Here is a 15,669-nt window from a genome sequence, read left to right on the forward strand (position 1 = left end):
GGGCTCAGCCCACGGGCCTGCAGACGGCGGTGACGCGCTTGTACAGCACGGTGCCGCTGTACAGGCCCAGCACTTCCTCGCGCGTGCATTGCATGGTCAGTGCGTGCTGGCCTTCCATGGAGATGGCAGCGGCAGACTCGTATTTGGCGGTGGCTTGCGTGCCGTCGGCACTGACGCGAATGTCCATTTTGTTCAGGCGTGTGGAAGAGCGCAGGCCCCCGGCCTGCATCGCCTGGGCGGACTGTTGCTGCAGCGCGCAGATGTCGCCTCGCCCGCCGGAGTACACGCTCGGCGGAGAGTTGCTGTGGTCTGTCAGTTTGAAATTCAGGTCGGGTGCGGCCAGCGCGCACTGGCCGCGGTAGTCCTTGCGGTCCCCCAGGTCGACGGCGCGTTGCAGCACGGCCTCGACCACCGCCGGTGTCAGCTTGGTGATGGGCTCGGCCTTGGCGCTGCTGGTGGCTGGCGCAGCGGCAGCGGGCGCACTGGCCTTGGCCGCAGGGGCAGTGGCCACCGCTGGCCGTGCGGCCGGGGGCGCAGGCCGCGGTGCCTGTTCGCACGCGCGGTCCGAGTAGGTCGTTTGCCCTTTGTCGTTTGTGCACTTGAACATGTGCTGGGCGGATGCCGTGGTGGTGGACAGGGCAGCCACCAGGGCTGCGAGCAAAATGGGTGCGTTGCGCATGAAGGGACCGTGGGCGAAAGGAGAGACTGCGCTATTAGATCAGCCCGCGACGACAGCCCGCAGCACCCGCTGCAAGGTGCGGGTGCCGCGGAGCCGGTGCGTCAGAAGGATTCCCAATCGTCGTCCGAGCCCTTGGTGGCCTTCGGTGCAGTGGCAGCGGGTGTGGCGGCTGGGGCCACGGTGGGCTTCGGAGCCTGAAGCTTGCGGGCGGTGGCCGCAGCTGGGGCTGTACCCGAGGCCTTTGCCGCAGGTGCTTTGGCGGGACGCAGGGCTGGCGCTGGGCTGCGCGCGGCAGTGGCGGCAGACACGCGGGGCGCCGCCGGCCGGGGTGCCGGAGCACGGTCAGGGGTGGGCGCTGCGGGCGTGTGCCCCACGTTGAACACCGACACCACCTCGGACAGGCGCTGGGCCTGGTCGCGCAGCGACGCGGCCGCGGCGGCCGATTCTTCCACCAGCGCGGCGTTCTGCTGTGTCATCTGGTCCAGGTTGCTCACGGCCTGGTTGACCTGGCCAATGCCGTCGCGCTGCTCGTTCGACGACGCGGTGATCTCGCCGATCAGGTCGGACACGCGGCGCACGCTGGCGACGATCTCGTCCATGGTCTGCCCGGCCTGCGCCACCTGGCCGGAGCCGGTTTCCACGGTGTTCACCGAGGCACCGATGAGGTTCTTGATCTCCTTGGCCGCTTCGGCGCTGCGCTGCGCCAGGCCGCGCACTTCGCTGGCCACCACCGCAAAGCCCCGGCCCTGCTCGCCCGCGCGGGCGGCTTCCACCGCCGCGTTCAGCGCCAGGATGTTGGTCTGAAAAGCGATGCCGTCGATCACGCCGATGATGTCGGCGATCTTGCGCGAGCTGTTGGTGATGTGCTGCATGCTCTCCACCACCTGTGCCACGACCTCGCCGCCGCGCGTGGCCGCCTGCGCGGCGGTGGAAGCCAGCTGGTTGGCCTGGCGCGCCGTGTCGGCGGACTGGGTGACGGTGGCGGTGAGTTCTTCCATGCTGGCGGCGGTCTGCTGCAGGTTGGCAGCGGTCTGCTCCGTGCGGGCCGACAGGTCGTGGTTGCCGGTGGCGATCTCCACCGAGGCGTTGGACATCGAATCCACGCCGCTGCGCACTTCGGCCACCAGGCTGCGCAGGCGCGCGGCCATCTGCGAGACGGAGCGCAGCAGGTGGCCGAACTCGTCCTGGCGGTCGTCATGGGCCGACACGGTAAGGTTGCCGCCCGCAATCGCGTCCGACAGTTCCACCGCGCGGTGCAGCGGGCGCGCGATGGAGCGCACCAGCAGGAAGGACAGCACCAGGCCCAGCACGAACACGATGCCCTGCGTCAGCCAGGCCAGCACATTGGCCTGGGTGCGGGCGGCCTGGGCCTCCTGCCGCGCGGCGTCGCGCTGGCTTTGCTGCAGCTGCACGAAGGCTTCCAGGCTGTCCACGTAGCTGCCGATGGCGGCCAGGTACTTGCTTTCGATGAAGGTCTTGAAGGCGGCGCCGTCGCCCCCTTGCTTGATCTCGCGGGCCTGCTTGTTCAGGGCCAGCACATTGCTGCGCTCGCTCGCCACGCGCTCCAGCGCTTTCTTGTCGGCGGGGGTGGTGGCCAGTTCCAGCACCTTGGCCTGGATGGCCGAGATGCCGGCGATGCCGGCCTTCACGCGGCCGTCGAAGAGGGTGGTCAGGTCCGGGTCGGGGGTGACGTTGCTGGCCAGCACGCGTTCGCCAGTGGTCTCGGTGGCGCCTTTCCACTGCACGGCCAGCGTGATGCGGTTCTCGAACGAGGCCATCGACTCCAGGGTGCGGTCCATCACCCGGCCGGCCTGGTGCTGTGCCCAGACCGAGACCAGCAGCATGGCACCCAGCAGACCCACGATAGAACCCCACAGCTTGGGCGCCAGGCGCACGTTATCCAGTTTCATTCACGATCTCCAGAAGGACGAGACTGCATTTTTGGCGCTGGGGCGTCTGCCGTAAACACCCGGCGGGGGCTGGCGTGCCTGCGGCCGCGAGCTTCTTTCATTAATGTAGTGCTTACACAACGAAACATTTGGTCCGGGGCGCGGGCAAGCTTCGTTTCGGGTGCGATGCCGGCCGCAGGACAGGGGTTTGGACGGACGCCCGGGGCAGTCATAAGACAATAGCGCCCATGAATTTGCGCACTATCTTCGTACCGCTGGGCGTTGTCGGCCTGATCGTTTTTGGTTTTGTGGCCTATGGCTGGGCCGGTGTGGCGGCCGTGGTCGGGGGGCTGGTGATGTGGGGGCTGCTGCACTTCACCCGGCTCATGACGGTGATGAAGAAGGCGGCCAATCGCCCGATGGGCTACGTGGGCAGCGCGGTGATGCTCAACGCCCGCTTGCGCGCAGGGGTCAACCTCATGCACGTGGTGGCCATGACCCAGTCGCTGGGCGAGCAACTGTCCGCCGCCGACACCGAGCCCGAGATCTACCGCTGGACGGACGGCACGCAGTCGCACGTGACCTGCGAGTTCCGCCACGGCAAGCTCGTGAAGTGGGAGCTGGTGCGCCCGCCCAGCGAGGAGCCGGTGGCGCCCCCTGCCGCGTCCTAGACAGCATCGGCACCGCTGCCGCGCAGCCCCCGCCGGCGTGCAGCGCGGTGGGCGGCCGTGCCGGTACAGGGTGCGCCCCATGGCAGCCTGGCGGTCGCTGTCGCCTAAAATCTCGCCTTTGCGACCCACAGCAACAAAGGATACCCATGAGCCCCGTAGTTCCCTCGATGGCCGATCGTGACGGCAAGATCTGGATGGACGGCCAGATGGTGGACTGGCGCGACGCCAAGATCCACGTACTGACCCACACCCTGCACTACGGCTGTGGCGCGTTCGAAGGCGTGCGTGCCTACAAGACGGCGGACGGCACGGCCATCTTCCGCCTGCAGGAGCACACCGAGCGCCTGTTCAACAGCGCCAAGATCCTACGCATGAAGATCCCGTTCACCCAGGAAGAGGTGAACGAAGCCCAGAGGGCCGTGGTGCGCGAGAACAAGCTCGAATCGGGCTACCTGCGCCCGCTGACCTGGATCGGCTCGCAAAAGCTGGGGGTGTCGCCGAAGGGCAACCAGATCCACCTGATGGTGGCGGCCTGGGCCTGGGGCGCCTACCTGGGCGAAGAGGGCATGAAGCGCGGCATCCGCGTCAAGACCAGCAGCTACACGCGCCACCACGTCAACATCACCATGACGCAGGCCAAGGCGGTGAGCAACTACACCAACTCGATCCTCGCCAACATGGAAGCGCTCGACGACGGCTACGACGAAGCGCTGCTGCTCGACAGCTCCGGCTTCGTGTCCGAAGGCGCGGGCGAGAACATCTTCGTGGTGAAGAACGGCGTGATCTACACGCCCGACCTGTCGGCGGGGGCCTTGAACGGCATCACCCGCAACACGGTGTTCCACATCGCCAAGGACCTGGGCCTGGAGATCGTGCAAAAGCGCATCACGCGCGACGAGGTCTACATCGCCGACGAAGCCTTCTTCACCGGCACCGCGGCCGAAGTGACGCCGATCCGCGAGCTGGACCGCATCGAGCTTGGCAAGGACGGCTATGTGGGCAGCCGCGGCCCGATCACCGAAAAGATCCAGGCCGCGTTCTTCGACATCGTCAACGGCCGCAACCCCCAATACGCCCATTGGCTCACGAAGGTGTGAGCCAGCCCTGACGGAGCCGCTGCGCGGACTCCACCCCCGGCACAGCCCGCCCCAGGGCGACCGGGTGCCCGGGTGCACCGGCCAGGCCAGTTTCAAGCACCGCCGCCGCGGCGGTGCATCAAGGAAAACGAATACATATGTCGCAAGCTGTCATCGAATTGCTGGCCAAGGACCTCAACCCCCAGGGTGGCGTCTTCTGCCCCAGCCCCAAGGCCGATATGAAGATCTGGAACACCCACCCCAAGGTGTACCTGGACGTGGCCCGCTCCGGCGAGGCCAAGTGCCCCTACTGCGGAACCGTCTACCGCCTCAAGGCGGGCGAGCACGTACACGCTGGTCATTGATTGATGTCAGTGGCAGCCGGGGGCGGCACGCCGTCGCCCACGTTGACGGTGGCGGTGCTGTCCCACAACGAGGCGCACCGCATCGAAGCCTGCTTGCGCAGTGCCGCGTTCGCGGACCAACTGCTGGTGGTGGACAGCGGCAGCACCGATGGCACCGTGGCCATCGCGCAGGGCCTGGGTGCCGAAGTGCACAGCCACCCCGACTGGCAGGGCTTTGCCGTGCAGCGCAACCGCCTGCTGGCCCATGCCCGCGGCGACTACATCTTCTTTCTCGACAGTGACGAGGTGATGACGCCTGCGTTCGCGCAGGAGCTGCAGGCCATCGTGCGCTCGGGCGAGCAGGCCGTGTGGAAGATCCGCTGGCGCATGGTGGCGTTCGGGCAGGAGCTCACGCACTTTCGCTCGCAGTCGCAGATCGAGCGGCTCTTCGTGCGCCGCATGGTCAAGGAATACACCGGCGTGGTGCACGAGCAAGCCCAATTGCATCCCCAGCCCGGCGGCGCCGACGTGCCGCGCCGCCTGATCAAGGCGCGCCTGCTGCACTACTCGCGCACCACGGTGCGCGGCAGCCTGGAGAAGCTCACGCAGTACGTGATGCTCGGCGCCGCCAAGCGCGCCGAGAAGGGCCAACGCGGCGGGGTGGTGCGCGGCCTGGCCTCGGGCCTGTCGATGTTCCTGCGCCTGTATGTGTTTCGCCTGGGGTTCCTGTGCGGCGGCGCGGGTTTTCTGTATTGTCTTTTTGTGGCGCTGGAGGGGTTCTTTCGTTATGCAGCGCTGCACTACGACCGAGACAGCCTGACAGGCCGTGTGATCCGGTGATGAAGACCTACCGTTGGTTGGGGCGCTGTGCGAGCGTCGGTGCGTTCATGGTGCCTGGCTTCGCGCTGTGGCTGCCTTCGGGCTATTCCTACGGTGCAGCGCTGCTGCTGCTGGCGGCGCTTGCGAGTGCGCCCGTCTGGTGGAAGCGCCCTGCGCCGCGTGCCGCGTGGTGGCTGACGGCGGCGTTTTCGTGCATGGCGGCCTTGTGGCTGCTGGATGTGGGGGCGACCTGGGGCTGGGGCAGCATGGACCGCCCCGTCAAGTACCTGCTGGCGCTCCCGTGCATCTTCTACCTCATGACGTTCGAGCCCCGTGCCTCGTGGCTGTGGATGGGGGTGGCCGTGGGCGCGGTGGGCAGCGGCATCGTCGGGCTGTACCAGACCTTCGTGATGGCGCTGCCGCGCGCCAATGGGTTCACCAACGCCATCCAGTACGGCAATCTGAGCATGCTGCTGGCCGTGATGAGCGGCCTGCTGCTGGTGGTGCAGTGGCGGCGCTGGGTGCTGTGGCAGCGCTTGCTGCTGGCCGCCGCCGTGGTCCTCGGCGCTGCGGGGTCGGTGCTGTCGCAGTCGCGCGGCGGCTGGCTGGCGCTGGTGCTGCTGCTGCCCGTGTGCGCCTGGCTGCTGGTGCGCACCACGGGCCAGCGGCGCGTGTACTGGGGGCTGTGTGCGCTGGCGCTGGTGGCCGCGGCCCTGTCGCAGGTGCCGGCGGTGGAGCAGCGCGTGGACGAGGCGCGGGCGGAGGTGCAGACCTACCAGCAGCGCGGGGACGGACGCAGCTCGGTGGGCCAGCGCCTGGCCCACTGGCACCTGGCCTGGCAGATGGGCTGGGACCGGCCGTTGACGGGCTGGGGCCGCGCCGGGTACATCGAGGAGAAGGCGCGCCGTGTGGCGGCCGGGCAGGCGCACCCCGTGGTGCTGGAGTTCGGCCATGCGCACAACGAAGTGCTGGACCTGTTCGCCAAGCGCGGCATTCCGGGCGTGCTGTTGCTGCTGGCCTTCTATGGCATCCCGCTCGTGATGTTCTGGCCGACGGCCCGGCGCATCCGCGACGGTTCGGGCAAGATGGACCGCGAATCGCTGTCGCTGTGCCTCATGGGCGTGCTGTTGCCGCTGTCGTACATCGGCTTCGGCCTCACGCAAGTCTTTCTGGCGCACAACAGCGGCAACATGTTCTACCTCTTCATGTGCCCGCTGCTGCTGGCCGCCCTGCATGAGCGGCGCGCGCGCATTGGGTGCGGACGGCCGTTTTAGATGCGACACCCCCCTGATCGGCTTTGCCGCTTCCCCCCGCTCTCGCATCGCTGCGCAATGCGGGCAGGGGGACGCAGCCCTCGCTGCGGGGCGGCCCTTGCCAGGCTGCCCTGGACTGGTCCGCGCCAGTTTCAACGGTTGCGGGCCGCGCTTGGCACCATGGACAACTGAGACGAGAGCCCTCTTCATGCACATCCTGCTGGTCAACAACTCCCCCATCCCGGTCTACGGCTATGGCGGTACCGAGCGCGTGATCTGGGACCTGGGCAAGACCCTGGTCCAGCAAGGCCACCGGGTGAGCTACCTGGTGCCCGAGGGCTCGACCTGCGACTTCGGCGACGTGCTGCCCATCCGCCCGGACGAGCCGTGGGAAGGGCAGATCCCGAAGGGCGTGGACATCACGCACTTCCAGTTCAACCCGCGCACCGAGCTGGCCAAGCCCTACCTGGTGACCGAGCACGGCAACGCGCGCAAGCCCAAGCCGCTGCCGCTGAACACCGTGTTCCTGTCGCGCGACCATGCGGCGCGGTACGGCTCCACCGAATTCGTCTACAACGGTCTGGACTGGAGCGGCTACGGCCCGGTGGACTTCAACGTGCCGCGCCCGCGCTACCACTTCCTGGGCAAGGCGGCCTGGGGGGTGAAGAATGTGCGCGGGGCGATCAAGGTGGCACTGCGCGCGGGGGTGGAGCTCGATGTGCTGGGCGGCACGCGCGTCAACTTCAAGCGGGGTTTTCGCTGGACGCTGTCGCGCAAGATCCATTTCCACGGCATGGTGGGCGGCACGCAGAAGACCGCGCTGCTCAACGCGTCGCGCGGGCTCATCTTTCCGGTGCGCTGGCACGAGCCCTTCGGCCTGGCGGTGATCGAGAGCCTGTACTTCGGGTGCCCGGTGTTCTCCACGCCGTACGGCGCGCTGCCCGAGCTGGTGCCGCTGCACTGCGGCGTGCTCTCGGCCGAGGCGAACGTGCTGGCCGAGGCGGTGCGGAGCAACCGCTTCGACGCCCGGGCCTGCCACCAGCACGTGGTCGACCACTTTGGCGCCGAGCGCATGGCGCGCAACTACCTGCGGATGTACGAACGCGTTCTGGCCGGTGAAAAGATCAACGCGCAGCCACCTGTCATCCTGGGGCCTGCGCGCGAACTGCCCTGGAGGCAGTGAAGCCCCCCTGAGGCGCTGCGCGCCATCCCCCGAGGGGGACGCACCCCCTGGCCCGGCAAAGCCGGTTCCACGGGTGCGCTGGCGTTAGAGGCGCGCCAGTTAAGAGGGGCGGGGTCTCACCCCACGCGGGGCTCTGACCCCGCCCCTCATCCGTTCGGGCTGAGCCTGTCGAAGCCAAGGCGCAGCCGACGCAAACCTTGGCCTTGGCGTCGGGACTTTTGATTCAAATGGGCCGCTATCGCTTTTCCAGAAAGCGCAGGCAGCTATTAAATCAATAGCGTTGCTGCGCTTGCAGCAGCGCCGCTTGCGCGGCCAGCGCAGCCCGCCATTCCGTTTCCAGCGCGGCCACCAGCTGTGCGGCCGGCATGGGCCGCACCCCGGCCACGCCCTGGCCGGCCCACAGCGAGAGGTGGTCTGCGCGGCCGGCTTCGGCGCTGGCCCGGCGCAGGGCGCCGGTGAGGGCGTTCTGCACGGGGTAGGCCGGCACATCGGTCTCGTGGGCGTGCAGCTTCTGCAGCATGGGGTTGACGATGCCGCGCGCCGGGCGGCCCGAGAACACGCGGGTCGTGCGCGTGTCGGTGGCGATGGCCTGGACCATGGCGTCGCGGTAGGCGCGGCCGATGCCCGATTCGTCGCAGGCGAGAAAGGCGGTGCCCATCTGCACGGCCTCGGCCCCCAGCGCCTGCGCCGCAGCGATGCCGCGGCCGTCCATGATGCCGCCGGCCGCGATCACGGCCACGCCGCGGGGGCGCAAGGCGTCGACGCACTGCGGCACCAGCGCGAGCGCGCCTACCATCGCGGCGGCGAAGTCGGCCTGTGATGGCATCCCCGCACGCATGGTGGAGCCAGCAGGCGCAAGTCCCTCGGCCTGCGGCCGGCCCGTGGGCAAAAAGGTGCCGCGGTGGCCCCCCGCCTCCATGCCCGATGCGCACACGGCATCGGCCCCCACGTCGGCCCAGGCCAGGGCTTCGGCCACCGTCGTGGCCGTGCCGATCACGTAGCAGCCCGCGCTGTGCAGTCGCTCGACCTGTGCGGCCGTGAGGATGCCGAAGGTGAAGCTGGCCACCGCGGGCCGCGCCTCGACCAGGGCATCGAACTGCGCACGGAAGTCCTCGCACCAGCGCGCGGGCACGGCGGCCTGCAGGCCGAACTCGGCGTACAGCGGCGCCACGCGCGCCAGCGCCAAATCGACGGTGGCGGCATCGGGCGTGGGCGTGTCCTGCACGAAGAGGTTGAGGCCGAAGGGCCGGTCGGTGCGGCGGCGCACCTCGGCGGCGGCCTCGGCCATGGCCGCCGGCGAGCGCATGCCGCAGCCCAGCGTGCCCAGCCCGCCGGCCGCCGACACGGCGGCCGCCAGGGCCGGCGTGTCGGCGCCGGTCATGGGCCCCTGCACGATGGGCAGGCGAAGGGAGAGGGCGGTGCGCAGGCTGCGGTCGGGCATGGTGACGTTCCGTGAAAGAAAGAAGGAAATGAAGTGGGAAACAAAGAAAGGGGAAACGAACTGAAGGCGGTCAGCCGACCAGCACCTGCTGCAGCGCATCGAGCGCGGCCGAGCGGTAGCCCTGGCGCCAGGTCAGCAAGGTGGTGATGGTGGTGATTGGCTGCTGGCTCAGCAATGCCGCGTGCGGCGAGATGCTGAGCACCGAGCGCGGCACGATGCCCGCGCAGCCTCCGCCCGCCACGCTGGCCAGGATGGCGTGGTACGAGCCCAGCTCCAGCAACTGCATCGGCTGCCGCCGGGGCGCAAACCACTCTTGCGCGATGCGGCGGTAGGTGCAGCCGGGCTCGAACACCGCCAGCGTGCCGGGCTGCACCTGGTCGGGGCCGGCGGCATGCGGGTGGCCGGCGGGCAGGACCAGCAGCAGCTCTTCCGTGAACACCGGCCGGGTTTCCAGGGCCGGGTCGGCGGGCTGGCCCGGTGGCCAGGCCACCAGCACCGCGTCGAGCGCGTGCGCGCGCAGGCGTTCCACCAGCACGCGGGTCGCGGCGGTCGTCAGCTCCAGCGCCACGCCGGGCCACTGGCTGTGCAGCCGCGCCAGCGGCGCGGGCAGGCGGCTGGCCGCGGTGCTTTCCATCGACCCCAGTCGCAGGCGGCCGGCGGGCGGGCCGGGTTGCAGCGCCTGCCGCGCCTCCTCGGCCAGCGCGAGCAGCCGGTCGGCATAGCCCAGCAGTACCTGGCCCTCGGGTGTGAGCGCCATGCGCTTGCCCTCGCGCAGGAACAGCGGCGTGCCCAGGTCGGCCTCCAGCTGGCGCACCCGCGTGGTCACGTTGGACTGCACACGCGACAGCCGCTCGGCAGCGCGCGTGACGCTGCCCTCTGCCGCCACGGTGCGGAAAATGTCGAGGGCGGCCAGGTCCAGAAGGGGTGGGGCTTTTTCCATCTTTAAAAAGTATGAATTACAAAAATTCAATCTCTTGCTAAGATGATAAGCACCCTCCACCCCCGTGGCAACCCTTCGCCACCCTGCACCGTGACCCAGGCGTCTCTTTCTCCCTCCGCCGATCATCCGCACACCGACGGCGCCGCAGCGCTGCGCGTGGCCCTGGCCGGCATGGCCGCACTGGCCGCGGCCATGGGCATCGGCCGCTTCGCCTTCACCCCGCTCCTGCCCATGATGCTGCACGACGGCGTGGTCGACATCGCCACCGGCAGCTGGCTGGCCACGGCCAACTACGCCGGCTACCTGGCGGGGGCGCTCTTGTACATGGCATTGCCCTGGCTGGGCCGTCGGCTGGGTGGCGTGCCCGGCAATGCCACGCTGGTGCGCTGCGGGCTGGTGGCCACCGTGCTCCTCACCGGCATGCTGGCACTGCCCTGGCCTGCGGCGTGGCCGCTGCTGCGCATGCTGGCGGGCGTGGCCAGCGCGCTGGTGTTCCTGGGCACGGCCAACTGGTGCATGGGGCGGCTGGCGCACCTGGGGCGCCCGGCGTGGGGCGGGCTGATTTTTTGCGGGCCGGGGCTGGGCATCGTCATCACCGGCCTGCCCACCAGTGCCATGGTGGCCGCGGGCTGGAGCGCCGCGGCCGGCTGGGCGGCCTTCAGCCTGCTCGCAGCCGTGCTGTGCGCGGGCGCGTGGGCGGTGTTCCAGGGGGGTGAGGCACCCCTGGCTGCGGCGCCCGGCAGCACCGGCGCGGCCTCGGCGCCTGCACCACGCCCGGCTGCGGAGCGGGCCTTGCTCGCCATCGCCTACGGCCTGGCGGGCCTGGGGTACATCGTCACCGCCACCTTCCTGCCGGTCATTGCGCGCGCCGCACTGCCCGCGGGCTCGGTGTGGCCCGACCTGTTCTGGCCCATCTTCGGCGCGGGTGTCGCGCTGGGCGCGCTGCTGTCCACGCGCATCGCCCCCACGCGCGACCGGCGCTGGCTGCTGGCCGCGGCCTATGTTCTGCAGGCCGGCGGGGTGGCGCTGGGCGTGCTGTGGCCCGGGCCTGCGGGCTTTGCGCTGGGCAGCCTGCTGCTGGGCCTGCCGTTCACGGCCATCACGTTCTTTGCGCTGCAGGAGGCGCGTTACCAGTGGCCGCAGGCGGGTGCCGGCTTCACCGGCCTGATGACGGCGCTGTACGGCATCGGGCAGATCGCCGGCCCGCCCATGGCCGCCGCGCTGCTGGCGCGGGCAGGCTCACGGGCGCAGGGGTTCGATTGGGCGCTGGGCGTGGCGGGGTCGGTGCTGCTGTTGGGTGCGGTGCTGTACGGCGTCATGGCATGGCGCTGGAGTCCGCAGCACAAGGTCTCGACGGGTTGAGCGGCTTGATCGCCCTTTTAGGGTAAAAAAGGCTTCTACCGCTTGTCCATCAAGCGCTATAAGCTATCAATGTGATAGCGGAAGCCTCAGCACGAAGCACGCGCCGCCACCCTCGCGGTCCTCGCAGTGCACGGTGCCGTTGTGGCGCCCGGCGATGGAGCGCACCAGCGACAGCCCCAGGCCCACGCCACCGGCGCGTTCGCTGGCACCGGGCAGCCGGTAGAAGGGCTCGAAGATGCGTTCGCGGTGCGTCAGCGGCACGCCGGGGCCGCGGTCGCACACCCGCACTTCGGCGTGGCCCTGGCGGCGGTCGACCACCACCGTGATCTCGCCCGTGCTGTAGCGGCGTGCGTTCTCCAGCAGGTTGCGGATGGCGCGGCGCAGCAGCTTGGAGACACCCATCACGTCTACCGAATCGGGGCTGGCGCTCACATCCAGGTCGGCGTCCACGCGGGCGCATTCTTCGGCGGCCAGGCCGATCAGGTCCACCAGCTCCACGGTGCCCACGTCGGCCTCGCGCGCATCCAGGCGGCTGGCCAGCAGGATCTCGTCCACCAGTTGGTCCAGCTCGGCGATGTTGCGCAGGATCTCTTCGCGGAACGCGGGCGAGGGCTGCTGCCCGACCATGAGCTCCATGCCCATGCGGATGCGGGTGAGCGGCGAGCGCAGCTCGTGCGAGGCATTGGCCAAGAGCGACTTGTGCGACTTGACGAGTTTCTCCACCCGCTCGGCCGCAGCGTTGAACTGGCGCGCCAGGTCGGCCACCTCGTCCTGCCCCTGCTCGAGCACGCGCACGGACAAATCGCCCTCGCCAAAGCGCTGCACGCTGCGCTGCAGTGCCTCCAGCCGCAGTGTGAGGCGGCGGATGATGGGGTACACGCCGATCGCCACCGCCAGGCCCACGATGCCCAGCAGCCACAAGAAGCCAAACGGCGGGCGGGTCCAGAAAGCGTCGCCCGGCCGGCCGCCTCCGCCGCCCCGTTCACCGCGCTCGCCCCGGGGCTGGCGCGGTGCCATCTGCAGCACGAAGGGCTGGCCGTCTTCGGATTCGATGTGGAATTCCGCCCCTTCGCCGGGCTCGCTGGGCTGGCGGGTGGCCAGGCCGCGCAGCACCACGTTGCCGGTGTTGTCGCGCAGCACCATCTCGCGCGACGGGGGCACGAAGGGCTGGGCATTCTGGGCCTTCTGCTCCTCGGCCATGCGCCAGGCCCAGCCCACGGACAGCGTCAGCACCGCGATGCCGCCGACCACGGCCAGCCAGATGCGCAGGTACAGGCGGCGGGAGAAGGGCGTGGACAGGGACACCCAGCTAGTCCTGTTGCTTGGCGAACACGTAGCCCACGCCGCGCACGGTGAGGATGCGGCGCGGGTTCTTGGCGTCGGCCTCGATGGCCGCGCGGATGCGGCCCATGTGCACGTCGATGCTGCGGTCAAACGCCTCCAGCTCGCGGCCGCGCACGGCCTCCATGATCTGGTCGCGGGTCAGCACCCGGCCTGCGCGCTCGGCCAGCGCCACGAGCAGGTCGAATTGGTAGGAGGTGAGGTCGGCCAGCTGGCCGGCCACGGTGACGGTGCGCGCGTCGCGGTCGATCTCGAGCGTGCCGAAGCGCAGCGCCTGCGTGGCTGGCGTGCTGCCGCCATCGGTGCGCCGGCGCAGGATGGCGCGGATGCGGGCGAGCAGCTCGCGCGGCTCGAAGGGTTTGGGCAGGTAGTCGTCGGCACCCAGCTCCAGGCCGATGATGCGGTCCATGGGGTCGCCCTTGGCGGTCAGCATCAGCACCGGCACCTGCGCCGCGCTGCCCTGCAGCGAGCGGATGCGGCGGCAGACCTCCAGCCCGTCCATGTCGGGCAGCATCAGGTCCAGGATCACGAGGTCGGGCAGCGCGCCGGCGTCGGGCCCTTGCAATTGGGCCAGGCCGCTTTTGCCATCGGCACGGTGCGTGACCTGCAGGCCCGACTGGCCCAGGTACTCACCCACCATCTGCGCGAGGCGGGCATCGTCTTCGATCATCAGCAGTTGGGAGCTCATGGGGGCAGTGTAGTAGCGGGTGCCACTCATGGTCGCGAGGCGGGGTCACGCGGTTTTGTCGGTCAGGTAAAGCTTCCGTAAAGCCAAGGCGCAGGTGGGTTGCGCATGCCGGCTTGGCCGCTGGCGTGTGCGTGGCGAAAAAAAGGCTCCCCGCAGGGAGCCTGAACAATGTGCTCTTGGCAGCACGCGAGGAGATCGCTTGGGTCAAATGCCGGCCTGTGCGCGCAGGGCCGTCCACGCTGCGGCGTTCAGGCGGCGGGAGGTGGTGAAGTTCGAGTCGATGTCGGTCTTGTTCTCGCGCACCTGGAACACCCGGCTTCCGCTCACGATGGTCGGCGCATTGGCCACTTCGGCGTATGAGCGCGTGTGGCCCATCGTCGTCGCGGCGTGGCCTGCAAAACGCATCACCTTGACGCCGTGCACCGTGGCAATGGCGTATGTGCCGGTCTGTGTGGTTGCGCAGTTGGAGAGTACCGTTTGCGTGCTGTTCAGATCGCATTCGTAGAACTGCACCGTGCCTGCGGTGGGGCTCGTCGTGCCGGTGAAGGCGACGCGCAGGGCCCGCGCCGGGCCGCTGGAGATTCCGAGGGAGAGCGTGCCTGCACCGGTGCTCAGCACCACGGCGGAGGCGGGCCGGGCGGTGATCATCTGCTCCAGCGTGGTCTCGCTGGCCGGCCGGGAATCGGCCGCAATGCTGTTGATGAGCACCGGCTGGTCGAGCGAGAGGTTGTAGCGGGTGTGAATCCGGGAGCCGGCCGGGAACGTGGCCGTGCCCAGGCTGGTGAGCAGCGCGGCGGTCGATGTGCCGTTGTTGTTGATGGTGTTGGTGTCGGCGTCGGTCTGCAGGGAGCTCACCACGCTGGCCATGGTGCGCGTGTCGACGTCCTCGCGCTTGGTGAAGCCTACCTGCGACAGGGCACCGCAGAAGGTGTTGCGGCTGGGCGAGCCGATGGTGCTCTGCAGCAGGATGGTGTCGTCGCAACGCTGCCATCCGGCCGCGGTGAGGTAGGCCTGGTTGTAGAGCGTGCTGGCGGGCGTGGGCGACCCGGCAGTCATGCCGCCGCGCACGTCCCGCAGGGTGGAGCCCGCGGTTCCGCCGGGCTTGGCGACGGAGTCGATGGTCCGGTACGAGTAGTTCGCCGAGTCGGTGTAGATAAAGCTCGACAAATCACCCGTGGCTGCCGTCACGGCCGACTGCTGGTCGCCCACCACCAGCGTGGTCCCTTCTTCCAGGCTCGCCGCGACGACCTTGGCCATGCTGCGTGCGCTGTCCAGCATCACCCCCGCGGTCGGGGCGTCGTCCTGGTAGTTGTCGATCTTGGCGGGAGCAATGGCCAGCTGCAGCGCGGCATTGCTGCGCGCCGCAGCCTCGGTCATGCCTGCCGTGATGCCGGCGGTGACCAGAGTGGTCAGGGGGTTGATCTGCCCGGCCTTGCCGGGAACCTGCCGCAGCACATAGCGCGCAGCGGTGTTGCCCTCGGTCGTGTCGGCAGCATCGATGGTGGTGTTGGCGTCGGCCAGGGCTCCGGGCACCATGGGCGCTATCAGCGATGCGGCGGCGGCCTGCGTTGTGCTGGTCTGCGCGGTGTCGTAGGTCAGGGTGTAGGCGCCGTCTGCGCCGGTGCGGGCGGAGACGGGTTCGGTGGCGTCGCAGGTGCCGTTGTTGTTCAGGTCCAGGCAGACGACGGCGTTGCGGATGGCCTGGTCGACCACGACGGTGCCGGTCAGGGTGACCTTGGTGTCCGGCGCTGGAGCAGGAGGAGCGGTGTCGTCGGAGGACGACCCGCCGCCGCAGGCGGTGAGCGTCAGGGCCAGGGCGCCGCCCAGTGCCAGCGCCAGAGGGGAAGAAGATGTGTGCATGGAGTCGCTCCTGATCATGGTTGTGGAAGGTGAAGATGCCGTCACCGCAGGCGCTCGATGGCGATGCTCAGCGGTTGCCTGACTGTCTGCAAATGCGGCACGCTGCGCATCCCATGAACATGG

14 protein-coding genes are annotated in these 15,669 nt (G+C 69.3%); 7 read left to right on the forward strand and 7 right to left on the reverse strand.

What is annotated here, in order from left to right:
• Positions 1 to 4 precede the first annotated feature (4 nt).
• Positions 5 to 679, reverse strand: coding sequence for a DUF4124 domain-containing protein (locus tag ACSQ3D_RS14785; RefSeq protein WP_436127413.1), 675 nt, complete (start codon positions 677 to 679; stop codon positions 5 to 7).
• 101 nt (positions 680 to 780) lie between these two features.
• A complete protein-coding gene (locus ACSQ3D_RS14790) occupies positions 781 to 2,589 on the reverse strand; it encodes a methyl-accepting chemotaxis protein (RefSeq protein ID WP_436127414.1) in 1,809 nt (602 codons plus the stop codon).
• A 227-nt stretch (positions 2,590 to 2,816) separates the two neighbouring features.
• Here ACSQ3D_RS14790 and ACSQ3D_RS14795 point away from each other — a divergent pair, with 227 nt between their 5' ends.
• From ACSQ3D_RS14795 to ACSQ3D_RS14820, 6 genes are all read left to right on the forward strand, one after another.
• Positions 2,817 to 3,239, forward strand: coding sequence for a hypothetical protein (locus ACSQ3D_RS14795; protein ID WP_056410254.1), 423 nt, complete (start codon positions 2,817 to 2,819; stop codon positions 3,237 to 3,239).
• A gap of 146 nt (positions 3,240 to 3,385) precedes the next feature.
• Positions 3,386 to 4,336: a branched-chain amino acid transaminase gene (locus ACSQ3D_RS14800; protein ID WP_056410253.1), complete on the forward strand. Its 951-nt coding sequence runs from the start codon at positions 3,386 to 3,388 to the stop codon at positions 4,334 to 4,336.
• Positions 4,337 to 4,473: 137 nt separating this feature from the next.
• Positions 4,474 to 4,680: a zinc-finger domain-containing protein gene (locus tag ACSQ3D_RS14805; protein WP_056163376.1), complete on the forward strand. Its 207-nt coding sequence runs from the start codon at positions 4,474 to 4,476 to the stop codon at positions 4,678 to 4,680.
• Positions 4,681 to 4,683: 3 nt separating this feature from the next.
• Positions 4,684 to 5,499 (forward strand): glycosyltransferase family 2 protein, encoded by an 816-nt coding sequence (locus ACSQ3D_RS14810; RefSeq protein WP_436127415.1) that lies wholly within the window; start codon positions 4,684 to 4,686, stop codon positions 5,497 to 5,499.
• A complete protein-coding gene (locus ACSQ3D_RS14815; protein ID WP_056163379.1) occupies positions 5,499 to 6,752 on the forward strand; it encodes an O-antigen ligase family protein in 1,254 nt (417 codons plus the stop codon). The genes ACSQ3D_RS14810 and ACSQ3D_RS14815 overlap by 1 nt, the downstream gene beginning before the upstream one ends.
• 187 nt (positions 6,753 to 6,939) lie before the next feature.
• Positions 6,940 to 7,914 carry a glycosyltransferase gene (locus ACSQ3D_RS14820; protein WP_436127416.1) on the forward strand — a complete coding sequence of 325 codons (975 nt, stop codon included), beginning with the start codon at positions 6,940 to 6,942 and terminating at the stop codon, positions 7,912 to 7,914.
• 271 nt (positions 7,915 to 8,185) lie between these two features.
• Here ACSQ3D_RS14820 and ACSQ3D_RS14825 read toward each other — a convergent pair whose 3' ends face one another.
• Positions 8,186 to 9,355 (reverse strand): NAD(P)H-dependent flavin oxidoreductase, encoded by a 1,170-nt coding sequence (locus ACSQ3D_RS14825; protein ID WP_436127417.1) that lies wholly within the window; start codon positions 9,353 to 9,355, stop codon positions 8,186 to 8,188.
• 70 nt (positions 9,356 to 9,425) lie between these two features.
• Entirely contained in the window at positions 9,426 to 10,295 is an 870-nt protein-coding gene (locus ACSQ3D_RS14830; RefSeq protein ID WP_396506650.1) for a LysR family transcriptional regulator, read from the reverse strand.
• Between the two features lie 42 nt (positions 10,296 to 10,337).
• On the opposite strand from ACSQ3D_RS14830, the gene ACSQ3D_RS14835 reads away from it, so the two are divergent.
• Positions 10,338 to 11,657: a YbfB/YjiJ family MFS transporter gene (locus tag ACSQ3D_RS14835; protein WP_436127418.1), complete on the forward strand. Its 1,320-nt coding sequence runs from the start codon at positions 10,338 to 10,340 to the stop codon at positions 11,655 to 11,657.
• A 66-nt stretch (positions 11,658 to 11,723) separates the two neighbouring features.
• Here the strand turns inward: ACSQ3D_RS14835 and ACSQ3D_RS14840 are convergent, their stop codons facing one another.
• The 3 genes from ACSQ3D_RS14840 to ACSQ3D_RS14850 all read right to left on the reverse strand — a co-directional run bounded on the left by ACSQ3D_RS14840 (position 11,724) and on the right by ACSQ3D_RS14850 (position 15,546).
• A complete protein-coding gene (locus ACSQ3D_RS14840) occupies positions 11,724 to 12,962 on the reverse strand; it encodes a HAMP domain-containing sensor histidine kinase (RefSeq protein ID WP_436127419.1) in 1,239 nt (412 codons plus the stop codon).
• Positions 12,963 to 12,966: 4 nt separating this feature from the next.
• On the reverse strand, positions 12,967 to 13,686 hold the full coding sequence (locus ACSQ3D_RS14845) for a response regulator transcription factor (protein ID WP_056410241.1): 720 nt from the start codon (positions 13,684 to 13,686) through the stop codon (positions 12,967 to 12,969).
• Between the two features lie 204 nt (positions 13,687 to 13,890).
• A complete protein-coding gene (locus ACSQ3D_RS14850) occupies positions 13,891 to 15,546 on the reverse strand; it encodes a hypothetical protein (RefSeq protein WP_436127420.1) in 1,656 nt (551 codons plus the stop codon).
• Positions 15,547 to 15,669: the final 123 nt, after the last annotated feature.

This window comes from Acidovorax sp. LjRoot117 (assembly GCF_964252695.1).
Taxonomy (GTDB): domain Bacteria; phylum Pseudomonadota; class Gammaproteobacteria; order Burkholderiales; family Burkholderiaceae_C; genus Acidovorax.